The organism is Acinetobacter sp. YWS30-1 (genome assembly GCF_033558715.1).
In the GTDB taxonomy this organism is placed as follows: domain Bacteria; phylum Pseudomonadota; class Gammaproteobacteria; order Pseudomonadales; family Moraxellaceae; genus Acinetobacter.
The window spans coordinates 1,330,981-1,348,814 of record NZ_CP114606.1; the positions used below are offsets into that span (position 1 = coordinate 1,330,981).

Annotated in this window: 15 protein-coding genes, 1 tRNA gene and 1 pseudogene; all 17 read left to right on the forward strand. The window is 43.6% G+C overall.

All coding sequences use genetic code 11. The annotated features are described in order from the left end of the window. The 17 genes and pseudogenes from O4M77_RS06205 (at position 1) to O4M77_RS06280 (ending at position 17,726) form a co-directional block, all read left to right on the forward strand. A complete protein-coding gene (locus O4M77_RS06205) occupies positions 1–1,518 on the forward strand; it encodes a 3-hydroxyacyl-CoA dehydrogenase (protein ID WP_180018195.1) in 1,518 nt (505 codons plus the stop codon). A 12-nt stretch (positions 1,519–1,530) separates the two neighbouring features. Next, positions 1,531–2,733, forward strand: coding sequence for a 3-oxoadipyl-CoA thiolase (locus O4M77_RS06210; RefSeq protein ID WP_180018193.1), 1,203 nt, complete (start codon positions 1,531–1,533; stop codon positions 2,731–2,733). 15 nt (positions 2,734–2,748) lie between these two features. Next, the gene (locus tag O4M77_RS06215; RefSeq protein ID WP_180018191.1) at positions 2,749–3,966 is read left to right on the forward strand and encodes a CaiB/BaiF CoA transferase family protein; all 1,218 of its coding nucleotides are present in this window, start codon (positions 2,749–2,751) and stop codon (positions 3,964–3,966) included. A 130-nt stretch (positions 3,967–4,096) separates the two neighbouring features. Next, complete coding sequence (locus O4M77_RS06220) at positions 4,097–4,948, forward strand: IclR family transcriptional regulator (RefSeq protein WP_125279305.1); 852 nt, start codon at positions 4,097–4,099, stop codon at positions 4,946–4,948. A 169-nt stretch (positions 4,949–5,117) separates the two neighbouring features. Then, positions 5,118–5,756 (forward strand): autotransporter outer membrane beta-barrel domain-containing protein, encoded by a 639-nt coding sequence (locus tag O4M77_RS06225; RefSeq protein ID WP_166135198.1) that lies wholly within the window; start codon positions 5,118–5,120, stop codon positions 5,754–5,756. A 106-nt stretch (positions 5,757–5,862) separates the two neighbouring features. Beyond that, a complete protein-coding gene (locus O4M77_RS06230) occupies positions 5,863–7,167 on the forward strand; it encodes an IS4 family transposase (RefSeq protein ID WP_159124039.1) in 1,305 nt (434 codons plus the stop codon). Positions 7,168–7,493: 326 nt separating this feature from the next. Next, on the forward strand, positions 7,494–8,915 hold the full coding sequence (cysS, locus tag O4M77_RS06235; protein WP_200230531.1) for a cysteine--tRNA ligase: 1,422 nt from the start codon (positions 7,494–7,496) through the stop codon (positions 8,913–8,915). A gap of 65 nt (positions 8,916–8,980) precedes the next feature. Next, a tRNA-Gly gene (locus tag O4M77_RS06240) sits at positions 8,981–9,056 on the forward strand. 273 nt (positions 9,057–9,329) lie between these two features. Further along, a complete protein-coding gene (locus O4M77_RS06245; protein ID WP_004786235.1) occupies positions 9,330–10,307 on the forward strand; it encodes a KpsF/GutQ family sugar-phosphate isomerase in 978 nt (325 codons plus the stop codon). Positions 10,308–10,310: 3 nt separating this feature from the next. Then, positions 10,311–10,850 carry a KdsC family phosphatase gene (locus O4M77_RS06250; protein ID WP_034170294.1) on the forward strand — a complete coding sequence of 180 codons (540 nt, stop codon included), beginning with the start codon at positions 10,311–10,313 and terminating at the stop codon, positions 10,848–10,850. A gap of 33 nt (positions 10,851–10,883) precedes the next feature. Further along, complete coding sequence (lptC, locus tag O4M77_RS06255; RefSeq protein WP_034705852.1) at positions 10,884–11,432, forward strand: LPS export ABC transporter periplasmic protein LptC; 549 nt, start codon at positions 10,884–10,886, stop codon at positions 11,430–11,432. Next, on the forward strand, positions 11,416–11,982 hold the full coding sequence (lptA, locus tag O4M77_RS06260; RefSeq protein ID WP_159122791.1) for a lipopolysaccharide transport periplasmic protein LptA: 567 nt from the start codon (positions 11,416–11,418) through the stop codon (positions 11,980–11,982). The genes lptC and lptA overlap by 17 nt, the downstream gene beginning before the upstream one ends. Further along, the gene (gene lptB, locus O4M77_RS06265) at positions 11,982–12,725 is read left to right on the forward strand and encodes an LPS export ABC transporter ATP-binding protein (RefSeq protein WP_004786227.1); all 744 of its coding nucleotides are present in this window, start codon (positions 11,982–11,984) and stop codon (positions 12,723–12,725) included. Before lptA ends, lptB begins: the two co-directional genes overlap by 1 nt. Before the next feature lie 218 nt (positions 12,726–12,943). Further along, the gene (locus tag O4M77_RS15920) at positions 12,944–13,135 is read left to right on the forward strand and encodes a hypothetical protein (protein ID WP_416359249.1); all 192 of its coding nucleotides are present in this window, start codon (positions 12,944–12,946) and stop codon (positions 13,133–13,135) included. 54 nt (positions 13,136–13,189) lie between these two features. Next, positions 13,190–14,407 (forward strand): annotated as a pseudogene (locus O4M77_RS06270) (TolC family outer membrane protein); the annotation flags it as partial. Beyond that, the gene (locus O4M77_RS06275; protein WP_180018181.1) at positions 14,404–16,542 is read left to right on the forward strand and encodes a type I secretion system permease/ATPase; all 2,139 of its coding nucleotides are present in this window, start codon (positions 14,404–14,406) and stop codon (positions 16,540–16,542) included. The pseudogene O4M77_RS06270 and the gene O4M77_RS06275, both read left to right, overlap by 4 nt. Further along, positions 16,539–17,726, forward strand: a complete 1,188-nt coding sequence (locus tag O4M77_RS06280; RefSeq protein WP_004786223.1) for an HlyD family efflux transporter periplasmic adaptor subunit — start codon at positions 16,539–16,541, stop codon at positions 17,724–17,726. Before O4M77_RS06275 ends, O4M77_RS06280 begins: the two co-directional genes overlap by 4 nt. The last annotated feature ends 108 nt before the right edge of the window (positions 17,727–17,834 follow it).

Consider the following 17,834-nt stretch of genomic DNA (forward strand, 5'->3'; position numbering starts at 1 on the left):
ATGACCATTCAATCTATGGCGCTCATTGGTACTGGTGTAATGGGCATGGGTATCGCGCAAATCGCAGCCCAGGCAGGTCTGGAAGTGCGCTTATTCGATGCCAAAGCAGGTGCGGCAGAAGCAGGTTTGGCTAAACTTAAAGCTACGCTTGAAAAGCTGCAAGCCAAAGGTAAATTTACTGAAGAAGTTCTGAATGCAACTCTGGCACGTTTCAAAATCCTGAATAGCATTGAAGAAGTGGCTGGTGTTGATCTGGTGGTTGAAGCCATCATCGAAAATCTGGACATCAAGCAAGGTTTATTTAAACAGCTGGAAAGTATCGTATCTCCAGAAACCATTCTGGCAACCAATACCTCATCACTTTCAGTGACTGCTATTGCATCCAACCTTGAGCATCAAGGTCGTATGGCGGGATTCCATTTCTTTAATCCAGTGCCCTTGATGAAAATTGTCGAAGTGATTGCTGGCCTAGCAACAGATGAACAGGTCGTTGCAGATCTACTCGAACTGGCACAACGTATGGGGCACTTCGGTGTGCGTACCAAAGACACGCCTGGGTTTATTGTTAACCATGCCGGCCGTGCTTATGGTACGGAAGCACTGAAAATCCTAGGCGAAGGGATTGTCTCAGTTTCAGAAATCGACCGTATTCTGCGTGAAGGTGCCGGTTTCCGTATGGGACCACTGGAATTGTTTGACCTGACTGCACTGGATGTTTCTCATCCAGTGATGGAATCGATTTTCAACCAGTATTATCAGGAAGATCGTTATCGTCCAAGCGCTTTAACCCGTCAAATGCTGGCTGGTAAAAAAGTCGGTCGTAAAGTCGGTGAAGGCTTCTATAAATATCAGGATGGTCAAAAGACCAATGAAGCTCCGGCTCAGATTGCGCCTGAAGTAACTGAATTCAGCCCAGTCTGGATCAAAGCAGATCTTGAGCAGGATGCCAGCATCTTGCGTGACTATATCCGTGAGCAAGGCTTGATCATCGACAGTGCTGAAACTCCGGCAGCTGACAGTCTGATTCTATTGGCCACTTATGGTGAAGACACGACAACAGCTGCATTACGTTTTGAGGTTGATGCGACTCGTGCAATCAGCATTGATATGCTGACTGATTTTGCCAAGCACCGTACCATCATGCCTTCGATTGCAACTCAAAAAGCCTATATCGACCAGGCACATGCATTGTTTGCTAAAAATGGTCATGGCGTATCGGTAATTGCTGAAAGTATTGGCTTTGTCGCACAGCGCGTATTGGCAATGGTCGTGAATCTGGCTTGTGATATTGCCCAACAACAAATCGCAACTGCAGCCGATATCGATAAAGCAGTAAAACTTGGTCTGGGCTACCCACATGGACCAATTTCATGGGGTGATGTTTTGGGCGCAGAACGTATCCTGTTGATCCTGGAACGTATCCTGGCGAATACTGGTGACCAGCGTTATCGTCCAAGTACATGGTTACAACGCCGCGCCCGTTTAAAACTATCTCTTCTTCACACTGCAGCAGTTTAAGGAATCAAACTCATGTTAAATGCATATATTTATGATGGATTACGTACGCCATTTGGCCGTCATGCAGGAAGCCTGGCAAAGGTTCGTCCAGATGATTTAGCTGCACATGTGATTAAGGCATTGGTTGCAAAACATAATCTACCTGCTGATATTTTTGATGATGTGATTCTGGGGAATACTAACCAGGCCGGTGAAGACAGCCGTAATATTGCACGTCATGCAACGTTATTGGCGGGTCTAGATGTGAAAACGCCAGCACAAACTGTGAACCGTCTATGTGCTTCAGGTTTAGCAGCGGTGATTGATGCAGCTCGTGCGATTACTTGTAATGAAGGGGATATCTTCCTTGCAGGTGGTGTCGAGTCGATGTCTCGTGCACCGTTTGTCTTTGCCAAATCTGAAACACCATTTAGCCGTGATTTTAAAGTATTCGATTCAACCATCGGCGCACGTTTTCCGAACCCTGCCATTGAAAAACAGTTCGGCAATGACACCATGCCGCAAACTGGCGATAATGTAGCAGTAGAATACGGTGTAACCCGTGAAGATGCAGACCAGTTTGCTGCAGCATCACAAGCCAAATATGAAGCAGCTAAACAGGCAGGTTTCTTTGCTGACGAGATCGTGGGTGTTGAAGTGCCTCAAGGCCGTAAATTACCAGCAAAATTGGTCGATCAAGACGAACATCCACGTCCATCTTCTAACTTGGAAGCGCTACAGAAACTACGTCCACTGTTTGAAGGCGGTGTAGTGACTGCGGGTAATGCTTCTGGTGTCAATGATGGTGCAGCAGCGCTAATCATTGGTTCTGAAGCCGCTCAGGAAAAACTGGGCATCCAGCCAATGGCGAAAATCATCGCTTCAGCGGCTGCGGGTATTGAACCACGTATTATGGGCGCCGGTCCGGTTGATGCGATCAAACTAGCATTAAAACGTGCCAACTTGACGTTGGATGACATGGATATCATTGAAATCAATGAGGCATTCGCATCACAAGTTTTAGCATGCTTAAAAGGTCTGGGTGTGGCATTTGATGATGCTCGTGTGAACCCGAATGGTGGTGCGATTGCAGTTGGGCATCCACTCGGTGCTTCAGGTGCTCGTTTAGTGCTCAGCACCGCTCGTGAATTGCAGCGCAGCGGCAAAAAATATGCTGTGATTAGTCTGTGTATCGGTGTGGGCCAAGGTCTGGCACTGGTCATCGAACGCGTATAAACAAAGGAAAAACACATGGGTGCATTAGAGGGTATTCGCGTACTGGATTTAAGTCGCGTACTTGCAGGTCCTTGGTGTGGTCAAATCCTCGCGGATTTAGGCGCTGAAGTGATTAAAGTTGAACGTCCTAAAACGGGTGATGATACCCGTATGTGGGGACCACCTTGGATGAAAAATGACCATGGTGAAAATACACGTGAAGCGGCGTACTACCAGTCAGCCAACCGTAATAAAATGTCAGTTGCGATTGATATTTCAACGCCTGAAGGTCAGGAACTGGTCAAAGCACTGGCTGCTGATTCAGATGTGGTGATTGAAAATTACAAAGCAGGTTCATTGAAAAAATACGGTCTGGATTATGAAAGCCTCAGCGCGATTAATCCGAAACTGGTGTATTGCTCAATTACTGGCTTTGGTCAAACTGGCCCTCGTGCACCTGAACCAGGTTATGACTTTATCATCCAGGGGATGGGCGGTTTAATGTCTGTCACTGGTGAGAAAGATGACTTACCAGGTGGTGGACCACAAAAAGTTGGCGTGGCTTTTGCGGATTTGACGACGGGTTTGTACTCGACCATTGCCATTCAGGCTGCTTTGCTGAATCGTCATGTGACTGGCCTGGGTCAGCATATTGATATGGCACTGTTGGATGTGCAGGTTGCTTTGCTGGCAAACCAAGGGATGAACTACCTGGCTTCAGGTAAAATTCCAGGTCGTTATGGTAATGCGCATGCCAATATTGTGCCTTATCAAGTGTTCCGCGCTGCCGACCAAGACTTCATTATTGCCTGTGGTAATGACAAGCAATTTGTTGCCTTGAGCGCTGCAATTGGTTTGCCTGATTTACCGCAAGATCCACGTTTTGTGACCAATGCACTGCGTATTCAGCATCGTGCAGAAATCACAGAGCTGCTAGCCAAACATTTCTTAAGCAATACTGCGAAGCATTGGGTAGAAGCAATTCATGCAGTGAAAGTTCCGGTAGGCCTGATTAATAACCTTGAACAAGCTTTCCAGGAACCACAAGTGCAAGCGCGTAATATGCTGGTTGAGATCCCCCATCCGTTAAAAGAAAAATTAACGGTGATTGGCTCACCAATTAAATTATCGCGTACACCAGTGGAATATCGTAAAGCACCACCAATGTTAGGTGAGCATACGAATGAAATTCTTTCACGTGTCGTGGATGAGGAAAAACTGGAGGCCCTAAAAGCTCAAGGTATTGTTGGTTAATAAACAAGAAAACCCATAAGTCCAATAAAGAAGCAACTTAATCAAAGTTGCTTCTTTGCTATATACAAGATAATTATTTATAATTTCGCAATGCGAAACACTTATTATGAATTTGAAGGACGGTGAAGACATGTCTGATGATGTACCTGAAACCGATCAGTCGGAAGAAAAATTAATTGCGCCTTTGCGCCATGAGTTATTGCATCCGATCGAAGATATGCAGGATGAAAATGACCGTCAATTTATTACAGCTTTAGCACGTGGTCTGGAGTTACTGCGCTGCTTTAGTCCAAAACATCAGCATCTGGGCAATCAGGAACTGTCACAAATGACAGGTTTACCTAAACCGACGATTACTCGTTTAACCCATACCTTGTCCCGTTTAGGATATTTGAAGCAGGTTCCTAATTCGAGCAAGTTTCAGCTCTCAGTCGGCGTACTGTCTTTTGGTTATTCGATGCTGTCGAATTTATCCTTGCGATCGGTTGCTCATCCATTAATGAAAAATCTGGCAGACTATGCTGAGGCAGCTGTTGCGATGGCAACCCGTGACCGTCTGAATATGATTTATCTGGATGTGGTGCAGGGCAAAGGCAATGTCACCATGCGTCGTCAGGTAGGAACCCATTTGCCGATTCATTTAAGTTCAATGGGGCGTGCCTGTCTGGCTGCAATGCCAGAAGATGAGCGTGATTTTCTGCTTGATGCGATTCGCCGTAAACATGTTGAAGAATGGCCACAGATCCAAAAAAATCTGGAGAAGTCATTTAAAGACTATCAGGAATATGGTTTCTGCTTTTCAATCGGTGAATGGCATAAGGATGTGAATTCGGTTGCAGTTCCTTTTGTCCATGAACAGCATGGTCTACTGGTGTTTAACTGCGGCGGTCCAAGTTTTCTGCTCAATGAAGAGAAAATCAAAAATGATATTGCACCACGCTTATTACATATGGTGAATAATATTAGAAATGAATTGGGATAATACATTTCTCAATTGATTAATTTTAGAAAATAGTAGGTATTTCAATTAAATACCTGCTATAAAATATCTATAAAATTCATTGAAAATAATAATTCTTTTACCTGATAATAATTTATCATTATTTTACAAATACTTAATTAATTCCTCTTCAAGATCCGTCACCAACATTTTGGCTGATGCTTCAACTGAAACTGATGTAACTGGTCTGGGCGCTTATGCAAAATGGCAATCTGACAAGGGTGTATATGTTTCAGGTAATGTGCAGCTTGGTTTCGGTGATGTTGAGTTTAACCGTACTGTGACTGATGGGCTTGATTCGGTGAAAGAATCCAATAAAGCTGATCTGTTTAAATACGGTGCTTATGCTGAACTGGGTTATGACTTCTTCGCTGACCGTCTGACTGTTTCACCATACATGGCTTTAAGCTATAACGCTGCAAAACTGGATGCGGTCAAAGAAGATACTGTTATTGGTCTGACTGTAAGTGATGTAGATGTGGCTGAAACTAAAGCGCATGTGAGTGTGCGTTTTGACTATGAGCTAAACCAGAATCTTTACCTGACTGGTTATGGTGAGTATGCCGATGCCTTTGATCGTGATAATGGCATGGTCACAATCTCGTCCAATGTAGATAATACAATCCAGTATGGTTATCAGGCTCCGCCCTTTGACAAGGATTACTTCTTATATGGTGTCGGTTTGAACTATACCAGTGGCAGTAAATGGAACTGGTTTGGCGAGTTGACAGGTAATGCATCTAAATCAAGCGATTACCTGATTCAGTTAGGCTTGAAATACCACTTCTAGGTCCTGAAATGAAAAAGCCCTCTTAAGATAGAGTAATGCCAGTCAGTTAAGCAGACATTAGAAAAATGTAGTAAAAATGAGTGTATGCCAATACGCTCATTTTTTTATGACTTTATCTGAAAATTTAGATTGTACTCTTCAACATTCTCTACCTTCACTTAGCCATTTCAGTGAATTCATTGATTTAAATTGGATTGAAGAGAGCCTGCGTCAAACAGGTAAGGCTTCTATCAGGAGAAGAAAATTACCTGCCGAACATGTGGTATGGCTGGTGATTGGGCTTGCCCTGTTTCGAGATCAACCGATCGGGTATGTGGTAGAGCAACTAAAACTTGTGTTTGGTACCACAGAATATTGCGTTCCCAGTGCAGCAGTACAAGCACGACAACGCTTAGGGCGAGAGCCCTTGAATGCCTTGTTTTCTCTACTCAGCCAAGCCTGGTTTGAAGAATCCCAACAGCAATACTCAAACTTTCATGGCCTTAGTGTATGTGCTGTTGACGGGGTGGTTTGGTCTATGCCTTATACAGATGAGAATTTTGCACACTTTGGCTCATCTAAGGGTAAAACTGCGGTAGCACCTTATCCGCAAGTGAGAGCAACCTGTCTGGTGAATACCAACACCCATGAAATCATTGATGCCCAAATAGGTAGCATGGATCAAGGTGAACTTACACTGGCAAATCGATTATGTCCTCCATCGCATAGTATTACTCTGTTTGATCGAGCCTATTTTTCTGCTGATTTTCTAATAGGATGGCAAACACGTGCAGAGGCAAGCCATTGGCTTATGCGCGCAAAAGATAATTTACGCTATGAGATCATTAAGCGTAATTCCCAGCATGACTTTCATATCAGGATGCCAATATCAGCAAGAGCCAAGAAGCTGAATTCAACATTAGGGGATTATTGGGAAGCGCGTTTGATTGAAGTTGAGCAGGCAGGAAAAATTAGACGCTATATCACTTCATTAATAGATTCAAAGATATATCCACTGCTAGCCTTAGCAAAGCTTTATGCTCAGCGCTGGGAAATAGAAATGTGTTACCGAGAAATCAAAAGTGATTTACAGGAAAGTAAGCATTTGAGGAGCAAGCAACCTGATTTAATTTATCAAGAATTATGGGGTGTCTTCATTGCTTATAATATTCTAAGAAGACAAATGAAATATATGGCTCAACGTGCAAAAGTCAGTCCTTTGAGAATCAGCTTTCATATTGCATCTATCGGCATCCTTAATATATTAAGATTCGACTCTTTAGACTCCGCAGGGAATTTACCCAAACATCTAGAAAGTTTACTGGAGAAATCTAGGAGGTATGTTTTGCCTGAGAGGAGGGTTAGAAGTTGCCCAAGAGTTGTGAAAGGTAAACCACTGAAATACCCAAGAAAATGCCAGTCAATTTCTTAACTGACTGGCATTACTCTTAAGATAGAGGGCTTTTTTTAATTACTGAATTATGATTTTTCAATAATCAGGTGTAGCTTTCACGGATCATGCTGATGGTTTTACAGGTGGTATTTAGTAGATCATTATGGACTTTATTTCTGAAAGTCCTTAATTTCTTTACTCATACTGCAAATTGCAATTTAAGGCTCTTACGTTCCATGCATGATCTGTCTATGTAATAAAAAATAACTGCAGAAAAAAACCTTGAAAACTTTTCTTAAAACTTTATGAAAAATAATGCTTAGGTTAAGATGAGCCATCATTTGTAAAAGCATTCTAGAAGACCTATGCAACCATTTGTTCTATATAACTCAGAGCAACGTAAAAAAGTAGAATTTGTGCCTCGTAAAGAAGGTCAGATTGATCTGTATGTTTGTGGGATGACGGTCTATGACTACTGTCATATTGGACATGCACGTACAGTGGTTGCATTTGACTATATTATCCGTTTCCTGCGCAGTCAGGGCTGGAAAGTAAAATATGTCCGTAATATCACCGACATTGACGACAAGATTATTAAACGTGCCAATGAAAATGGGGAAAGCATTTCATCACTGACCAGCCGTTTTATTGATGCCATGAATGAAGACTTTGCCAAATTAGGCTGTCTTGCACCGGATGAAGCACCAAAAGCCACTGATTACATCAATCAAATGCAAAACATGATTGGTACGCTGGTGGAAAAAGGGACTGCATATCCGGCAAATAATGGCGATGTTTATTTCGAAGTTGAAAAATTCGCCAAATACGGCCGCCTTTCAGGCCGTAAACTGGAAGATATGCAGGCAGGCGCTTCTGAACGTGTAGACGTCGAAGTTGAGAAAAAACACCCATTTGACTTTGTACTTTGGAAACATGCCAAAGAAAATGAACCTTCTTGGGCTTCACCATGGGGCAATGGTCGTCCAGGATGGCATATTGAATGTTCTGCGATGTCAACCTGCTGCCTGGGCAATCATTTTGATATTCATGGTGGCGGTGCTGATTTAAGCTTCCCGCATCATGAAAACGAGATTGCACAATCTGAAGCAGCGACAGGTGAGCAGTATGTGAACTACTGGATGCATGCCGGCTTCATCAATGTTGATGGTGAAAAGATGTCGAAGTCTTTGGGTAACTTCTTTACCATCCGTGATGTGATTGAAAAATTCCATCCGGAAGTGGTGCGTTACTTTATCGTATCCTCACACTACCGCAGCCCGGTGAACTATTCAGATGTAGCTTTAAAAGAAGCGAAAAATACGCTGATGCGTTTCTATCATTCTTTTAAAGCTTATCAGGCAGTGTATGGCGAACAGCTGGTTGATACGTTAGATCAAGGCTTTGTTGAGCGTTTCAATACAGCCATGTGTGATGACTTCAATACACCAGAAGCCATTGCTGTATTGTTTGAACTGAATAAAGAGCTGAACCGTGCAGTAAAAGATCAGAATCAGGAACAGGCTGCTGTTTATTATTCTACTCTGCGCCATCTCACCAATATTCTGGGTCTGGTACAGCACAATGTCGACGAATTCTTAAAGTCTGATATTGGTCAGGAAGCTTTAGGCTTGTCTGAAGAGCAGATTGAAGATCTGATCCAGCAACGTAAAGATGCCAAAAAAGAGAAAAACTTTGCTCGTGCCGATGAAATCCGCCAGTCTTTATTAGACCAAGGAGTGGTGCTGGAAGATACCCGTCAAGGAACTGTATGGCGTCGTGCTGATTAATTCGACAGTTGAATCAATAGAGAGTTGACAGTTAGCAGAAACTCTCTATAATTCACTCCCATATTGCGGGAATAGCTCAGTTGGTAGAGCACAACCTTGCCAAGGTTGGGGTCGCGAGTTCGAGTCTCGTTTCCCGCTCCAAAATTCAAAAAACCCTGATCGAAAGATTGGGGTTTTTTATTGCCTACGCAAAATAAAAAGGAAAATCAGAACTGATTAACATAATGAAATTCTGAATAATGAAGAGCTTTTGGTCAGGGAAATTTCTAAACATTCTGTTTAAGTTTTATGAAAAGCTCTACATTTTGAAACCTGACATTTGCATAGATATGATAAAATTGCGAAAATTATTTTTTGCTAGACTGAGTCAACTCTATATAGAGTTAAGGTAAACCTACTTTGAACCCACCAAATATGCCAAATCAAATAGACTTCCAGAAAGTTGCACTTGAAACCTTGCGTATCGAAGAACAAGCATTACAGATTTTAGCCACGCAGATTGATGAGCGTTTTAGTCAGGCATGTGAAATTATCCTGCAGTGCAAAGGTCGTCTGGTGATTACCGGGATGGGGAAATCCGGGCATATTGGCCGTAAGATGGCGGCAACTTTTGCATCTACGGGTACGCCTTCATTCTTCATGCACCCGGGCGAGGCAGGGCATGGTGATCTTGGGATGCTGGTACCGGGTGATGTACTGATTGCCATTTCAAACTCAGGCAAAAGCGATGAAATCATGATGCTGATGCCTCTGATCAAGCGTCTGGAAATTCCCTTAATTACCATTAGTGGGGATGCCAAAGGCCCAATGCCACAAAATGCTGATGTGGCTTTAACTCTAGGTCATCTTCAGGAAGCCTGTCCACTTGGCCTGGCACCGACTTCGAGTACAACAGCAACTTTAGCGCTGGGTGATGCACTGGCTGTCGCTCTTTTAGATGCACGTGGTTTTACTGCTGACGATTTTGCCTTGTCACATCCAGCAGGTGCCTTGGGTAAACGCTTATTGCTGCATGTAAAACATCTCATGCATACAGGTTCCGAGCTACCAAAAGTGTCACCAGATACACCGATGAATCAAGTTCTATACGAGATTTCAAATAAACGCCTAGGTTTAACCACAATTGTGGATCAAAATGACCTATTACTGGGTATTTTCACTGATGGTGACTTGCGCCGCCTGATCGACAAACAGCAAGGTTTTGATGTCAATTTACCGATTCAGGAAGTAATGACCAAAAATCCGCTGACGATTTCTCAGGAAGCGCGTGCTGTCGTTGCACTGGAAAAAATGAACGAACGTAAAATTAATCAATTTGTTGTGGTTGATGATGCCAATAAAGTCATTGGTGTAATTAGTATGCATGACCTGATTCAGGCTGGGGTAAATTAATAGATGGCATCTTATGTATTATTAGAGCAGGCACGTCATATTGAGGCACTGGTACTTGATGTAGATGGTATTTTAAGCGACGGTTTTGTCACATTGACCAATACGGGTGATGAGATCAAGTCTTTTGATATCCGTGATGGGCTGGGTATGAAACTGGTACAGCAAGCCGGAATCAAAGTGATCATTATCACTGGACGTCAAAGCAATATCGTACAAAAACGTATGTCGGATTTAGGTGTAGATCTGGTTTATCAGGGCCGCGAAGATAAAGGGACTGCTTTACGTGAAGCGTGTACTCAGCTCAATATCGACCCTGAAGACTGTTTATACATGGGTGATGACTGGCCTGATCTGTCTGCCTTCGCGATTGCAGGCATGAAAGTGACTGTTCCAAACGGGCATGTTGAAGTACGTCGTCGTGCTGATCTGGTAACGCAGGCCTATGGTGGTCGTGGTGCGGTACGCGAGATTTGTGACATGTTACTGATGTCCAAAGGTAAGTACCAAGAGTTACTTGAAAAATATACTCGTGCGCCTTATTAATAAGTCATACATCCTGGATTAAGTACACCGCTTATGGACACTAGAGTTTTATATCTTACGGCTATTATCATTGCCGCAATAAGTGGTGGTTATTACTATTACAGCGGTAAAGGCAACAAGTTGCAGACTGATTCTGCACGTAGCATGACCTATTCTGCGAATAATATTAACTTAACCCAAACTGATGAAAAGGGCATGTTGTCTGTTCGTGCCCAGGTCGACCAGCTTGAACAAAACCTGCAGCTAGAGACTTCAAGTCTCAAAAATCTGCAGGCAACGACCTATAAAGACGGTCAGATTGATGCGACATTCTTTGCCAAACAGGGCAACGGTTATGATGACAATACAAAAGTTGTACTTTCTCAAGAAGTGCTGGCGACCAAGATCATGCAAAATGGAAAAATGCAGTTCCGTACCGAGGAGCTGACCGCTTTTCCGAAAACACGTGAAATTGAAACCGATAAAACTGTCATTGTTGAATCTCCACAGGCTGAATTTATCAGTCAGGGCCTAAAAGCCAATCTTAATGATGGTCAATACGAATTCTTTAATATTCGAGGAAAGTATGAACCAAATTCCTAGAGCTAAAATGATGAAAACTTTCCTTAAGCGCGCTGCGTTATTAAGTCTGGTTGCATTGGGTTCAGCCACTGCGTTTGCATTGCCATCTGACCGTAACCAGCCGATTACCTTATTAGCTGACCGTGCGACTTTTAATGAGCGTACCGGAGTCACGACTTATTCAGGTAATGTCATTATTGAACAGGGCACCATGAAATTGCAGGCCAATTCGATTGTGGCGAATCTGAATAATAAAAAACAGATCAGCCTGATTACGGCAACAGGTAGCCCGGCTCAATTTCAGCAGAAAGTTGATCCTGCCAAAGGTTTGGCCAAAGGTCAGGCACAGAAAATTGTCTATAATGCGGAAACCGGGATTATTACCCTATCTGGAAATGCCTACTTGCAGCAAGATGGCGCTAGTATCCGTGGTAATACGCTGAAATACAGCATGAATAAAGGCGATATTGAAGCAACAGGTACACCAAATAAAACCGGTTCAGCAGCAGGTCGTGTACAAATCGTGATTCCGCCTTCATCTTCGAAATCCTTTCCGGGAGCACGTGATTAATGGCACAGACGCATCAGGTTCAAACTTTAACCATTAAGCATCTGGCGAAAAATTATAGTAAACGCTGGGTAGTCAAGGACGTTTCCTTCAGTATGGAAAGTGGGCAGATTGTTGGGCTTTTAGGGCCTAATGGTGCAGGTAAAACTACCAGTTTCTATATGGTGGTGGGTCTGGTGCGTATGGACAAGGGTGAGATCCATCTGGATGATCTCGATTTATCTGACTTGGCAATGCATGAACGTGCGCGTAAAGGTATTGGCTATTTACCGCAGGAAGCTTCTATTTTTAGAAAACTAACCATTTCTGAAAATATTATGGCGATTCTGGAAACCCGTAAGGATTTAAGCAAAGCTCAGCGTCAACAACGTTTAGCCGAATTACTAGCAGACTTTAAAATTACCCATATTAAAGATTCATTGGGTATGAGCGTGTCGGGTGGTGAACGTCGTCGTGCTGAAATTGCTCGTGCTTTGGCGGCCGACCCAAAATTCATGTTACTGGATGAACCTTTTGCCGGGGTTGACCCGATTTCCGTGGGTGATATTAAAGATATTATTACGACGCTGAAAGATCGTGGAATTGGGGTATTGATTACCGATCACAACGTTCGTGAAACTTTGGCCATCTGTGAACATGCCTATATTGTCAGCGAAGGTTCAGTTATTGCTGAAGGCACGGCACAAGAAATTCTGGCCAATGAAACGGTACGTAAAGTTTATCTGGGTGATGACTTTACTGTATAGAAAATTTTCATTATCAGAAAAACCCGCATTAAGACTTTAGTCGTCAAATGCGGGTTTTTTTTACTTAACTTAAGACGAAAAAGCTATCTTTTTGTATGATTTGATATATTGTTAGGCTAAAACACGAAACATTCATTATTATGCAATTTAGGGTGCAGCACTTAAAAAATATTCAGGGGATAATAGATAAAAATAAGGGAATATGGATCATTCTTCTTTTGCCTTTATCTGTGCCATTCGTACATGCAGAAAATTCACAGAATTATTTTAATAATATTAAAAGTGGGTTAGGAAAACTGATTGCTCCAGAGCCAACGCGATCAGCGCAGACGATTGATATTAGCTCACTGAGTCAGTACTCACTGGATACCTCAAAAGTAGCCGAACTGCCACAGATTAGTCGGCCGTAGCAGGGACAATCTTCAATTCGACCTATAAATGCTGGTATTCCTGCAAAAATGAGTCTGATTGAGGCGGTTCATACAGCAGTTCAGCGTCGTCCGGAAATTGCCCAGAGTATTTCGTCTTTATCTGCACAGGCCGCCAATATTGATGTGGCCAAAGCAGCCTATTATCCGCAGTTATCTGGCGGTGTAGGTACCGGAGATTTGACCTCAGGTGAACGTGGACGTCAGGTGGTTTCTCTGAATGCAACCCAGATGCTATATGACTTTGGCAAGATTAAAACCAATGTCAGTGTTGAAGAGGCGAGATTGGCAGAAGAACAGGCAAGAGTATTGGTGAGTCTGGATCAGGTGGCACTGGAAGTAGCGGATGCCATCGTCAATATTAAGCGCTATCAGGAAATTACCAAGATTGCCGAACAGCAGATTCAGGGCATCGCACGCATTGCAGAAATTGCCAATTTACGTGCCCGCGCCGGGATTAGCACACAGGCCGATCCGGTTCAGGCGCAGTCGAATCTGGAAGCTGCACAATCTAACCTGATCGTGCAACAGACCCAGTTAAGACAATATCAGCAACGTCTACGAACTTTATTGGGATTTGATGTCTCTGCAATCCAATGGGAAATTTCAGATCGTATCGTGACCCAGGCTGATCTTTATCAGGATCCTGAATTTACCCAGATTCCAAGCATGATCTTGGCACATTCAGGGGTAGATGTAGCTCGATTGCAAAAAGATCAGGCACGTTTAAGCCGTTATCCGACCATTAATCTGAAAAGTAGCTTAAGTCAGGCAGTCAATGGTCGAAATCCAAATAATAATGAAGATGATGGCTTTTATAATTCAATTATGATTGAAGCTAGCAGTAATTTTTATCAGGGGGGCGCTGTTCGGTCTCAGGCACGTGCTGCCAGTTATGCTGAAGAGGCTGCACGCGCACAGGTGAATACTGTCTATCTGGATGTGCTGGATCAGGTTCGCTTAATCCGGGAACAGATTGAAAATAAACAAAGACAAATGAATGTCCTGGCTCAGCGCCGTGAAACTACCGTACGAACCAAAGAGCTATATCAAGAACAATATAAATTGGGCACTCGGACAGTAGTGGATTTATTGAATGCAGAACAGGCGATTCACAGCGCAGCACAGGAAATTGAATCAGCGCGCTATGACATCTATTCGGCGATTGTGCAATACATTCAGGTAACAGGCCGTACACGGGATATTTACGCGCTTAACCGTATTTCCATTCAGGGGTTTGAAGTTCAGCCATGAGTACTATAATAAATTATCAGCCGTGGCTTCAGGCAGTTTTGAATATTGCCAAGCATTATCGGATTGAACCATCTGAGGAACGGATTCGTCTGCAACTGGACTGGAACCAGCATCATGACATTGATGAAATGCTCAAGGTTGTCAGCCGTCAGATGGGATTAAATGTCCGCAAAAATAAATTTGATAGCAGTCTGCTAAATCCTTGGCGTTTGCCCTTATTGGTTGAATTTGATAGCGGAGATGTCGGTGTTATTGAACGTATCGACACACAAGGTAATGTCAGTGTACAACTGAGTGGAGATGCTGGTTTATCGCAAAGTTTTACCATCGAGCAGTTAGAGGCTGGTGCGAAGCATGTTTATATCCTGCGACCAGAGTCTTCTGTACCGGATGCGCGTGTCGACGAATATATTAAACCCTTTGAGAAAAACTGGTTCTGGTCAATTGTTCTGAAAGACTGGAAACGCTATATCGATGTGATGTTTGCCTCTTTAATCGCCAATATTCTGGCTTTGGCAACTATTGTCTTCTCGATGAACGTTTATGACCGTGTCATTCCTTCACAATCGATTCCAACTTTGTGGGTGTTGGCTGGTGGTGTACTGATTGCGGCCATTTTCGAATTTGTATTGCGGGTATCCCGCATTTATCTTTCAGATATTATTGGTAAACGGGCTGACCTGAAAATATCTGACCGGGTATTTGGTCATTCCTTAAGAATTAAAAATAGTGAGCGTTCCAAATCGACTGGAACGTTTATTTCACAGATTCGTGAACTCGAAGGTGTGCGTGAACTGGTCACTTCCACTACCGTGACGGCAATTGCAGATCTGCCATTCTTCTTCCTGTTCCTGGGAATCTTTTGGATTATTGGCGGCAACCTGTTCTGGGTCATGCTACTGGTAGTACCACTCATGATTCTTCCTGGGATTCTGGCACAGAAAAAACTGGCCAAGTTGGCACAGTTGGGGATGCGTGAATCTGCAATCCGTAATGCCTTATTAGTGGAAGCTGTACAAGGGATTGAAGATATCAAGCTGTTAAGAGCTGAAACCCGCTTCCAGAACCAATGGAATCACATGAATGAAGTCTCTGCTGATGTCAGCATGCAACAACGTAAAATTGTTGGCTTAATGACAGCATGGACCCAAAAAATTCAGGGACTCACCTTTGCCATTGTGGTCTTGGTCGGTGCATTTGCGGTGATGGATGGTGAGATGACCACGGGTGCTTTAGTTGCCTGTTCGATTTTATCATCACGGATGCTGGCACCTATTTCACAAATCACTGGTGTCTTGGGGCGTTTACAACAAGCCAAAGTTGCTAAAGGCGGTCTGGATGAATTGATGAAAAAACCGGTGGATCAACCGGACTATTCACATCTGATTCACCGTCCTGTATTGGATGGTCATTATGACCTGAGTGGCGTGGTATTCAAATACGGCGATGATGATCCCAAACCGAGTCTGGTCATTCCAAAACTGGAAATTAAGCCAGGTGAAAAAATTGCAATTCTGGGCCGTAACGGTGCAGGTAAATCAACGCTGTTACAACTGTTGTCGGGCATGCAAACCCCAGCACAGGGTAAGGTCAAACTGGATGGTATTGATCTGACTCTGATCGATCCTTCAGATGTACGCCGTGATATGGGCCTGCTCAATCAGAATTCACAACTCTTTTACGGCAGTATCCGTGAAAACCTGACTTTGGGTGCACCGCTCGCTACGGATCAACAGATTCTGGAAGCCTTACAAATCACTGGTGCACTTAACTTTGTTCAAGAGAAAAAAGAAGGTCTGGATCATATCATTCTGGAAGGTGGAGTGGGCTTCTCTGGTGGACAGCGTCAAGCCTTATTACTCGCACGACTCCTGATCCGCCAGCCTAAAATTTTGTTGTTAGATGAGCCAACTGCAGCGATTGATGATGTTTCAGAAAAGCAGTTAATTGATCATCTGAAAGGGTATCTGTCCCATCGTACACTGGTAGTGGCAACGCATCGTCGCGCCGTACTGGAGTTAGTTGACCGTATTCTCGTGGTCAATGATGGCAAAATTGTCATGGATGGTCCACGAGACCAAATATTAAATCAGTCACAGGTAGGAACTAAACGGGTCGTGGGAGCAAGCGCATGAGTGAACCACAAACATTAACGCGTTCAAACAAAGTGAGCTTTCAGGAACCGCCATTACCGAAATCCAGTTTGATTATCTGGATTGTGGGCATTGGCTTGTTAATTCTATTGACATGGGCCTGGCTATTTAAACTGGAAGAGGTCTCGACCGGTACGGGTAAAGTCATTCCATCTTCCAAAGAACAGGTGATTCAGTCTCTGGAGGGCGGCATTCTAACCAAGTTAAATGTTAAAGAAGGCGAGATTGTAGAACGTGGCCAAGTCTTGGCTCAGCTTGATCCAACCCGCTTTGAATCAAATGTCGGTGAATCAGAATCCTTACTAATCGCTTCACGTGCGACTTCCGCCCGTTTACGTGCAGAAGTGAGTGGTACGCCATTGTCTTTCCCTGAAGAAGTGCTGAAATATCCGAAACTGGTTAAAGAAGAAACCGCACTGTATCAGTCACGTCGTGCCAATCTGGAAGAATCTCTTGCCGGCTTGCAACAGGCATTGGTACTGGTACAACAGGAACTGGAAATGACCGCGCCATTGGTGGCTAAAGGGGCAGCCAGTGAAGTTGAAGTTTTACGGTTGAAGCGAGAAGCCAATGACCTGCGTAACCAGATGAATGATATTCGTAACCAGTACTATGTTAAAGCACGGGAAGAACTGTCCAAAGCCAATACTGATGTGGAAACTCAGCAACAGGTGGTACGCGGCAAGTCAGATACCTTGAACCGGACCATTTTTAAATCCCCAGTTCGTGGCGTGGTCAAAGAAATTGATGTCATGACTTTGGGTGGCGTGGTTCCGCAAAATGGCAAGCTGATGACCATCGTGCCTCTGGACGAGAAATTACTTGTTGAAGCCCGAATTTCACCACGTGATATTGCTTTTATCCGTCCTGATCAGGAAGCACTGGTGAAGATTACTGCCTATGATTACTCGATTTATGGCGGTCTAAAAGGTAAAGTGACCGTGATTTCGCCAGATACCTTGCGGGATGAAGTCAAACAGGATCAGTTCTACTATCGTGTGTATATCCGTACCGATAGTGACAAATTGAGAAATGCCGCCGGGCAGGAGTTTAATATCACACCAGGTATGGTGGCCTCTGTTGACATTCGTACCGGCGCAAAAACGGTAATGGACTATCTGATCAAGCCATTCAACAAGGCTAAAGAAGCATTGCGTGAACGTTAAATTTAAAAGTAATTAATAAAATTAAATTGAATCAAGCCTCTCGTATAGAGAGGCTTTTTCTTTGCCACCTCAAAACAGGTATACTGCACAGGTGAAATTTGAATGCCT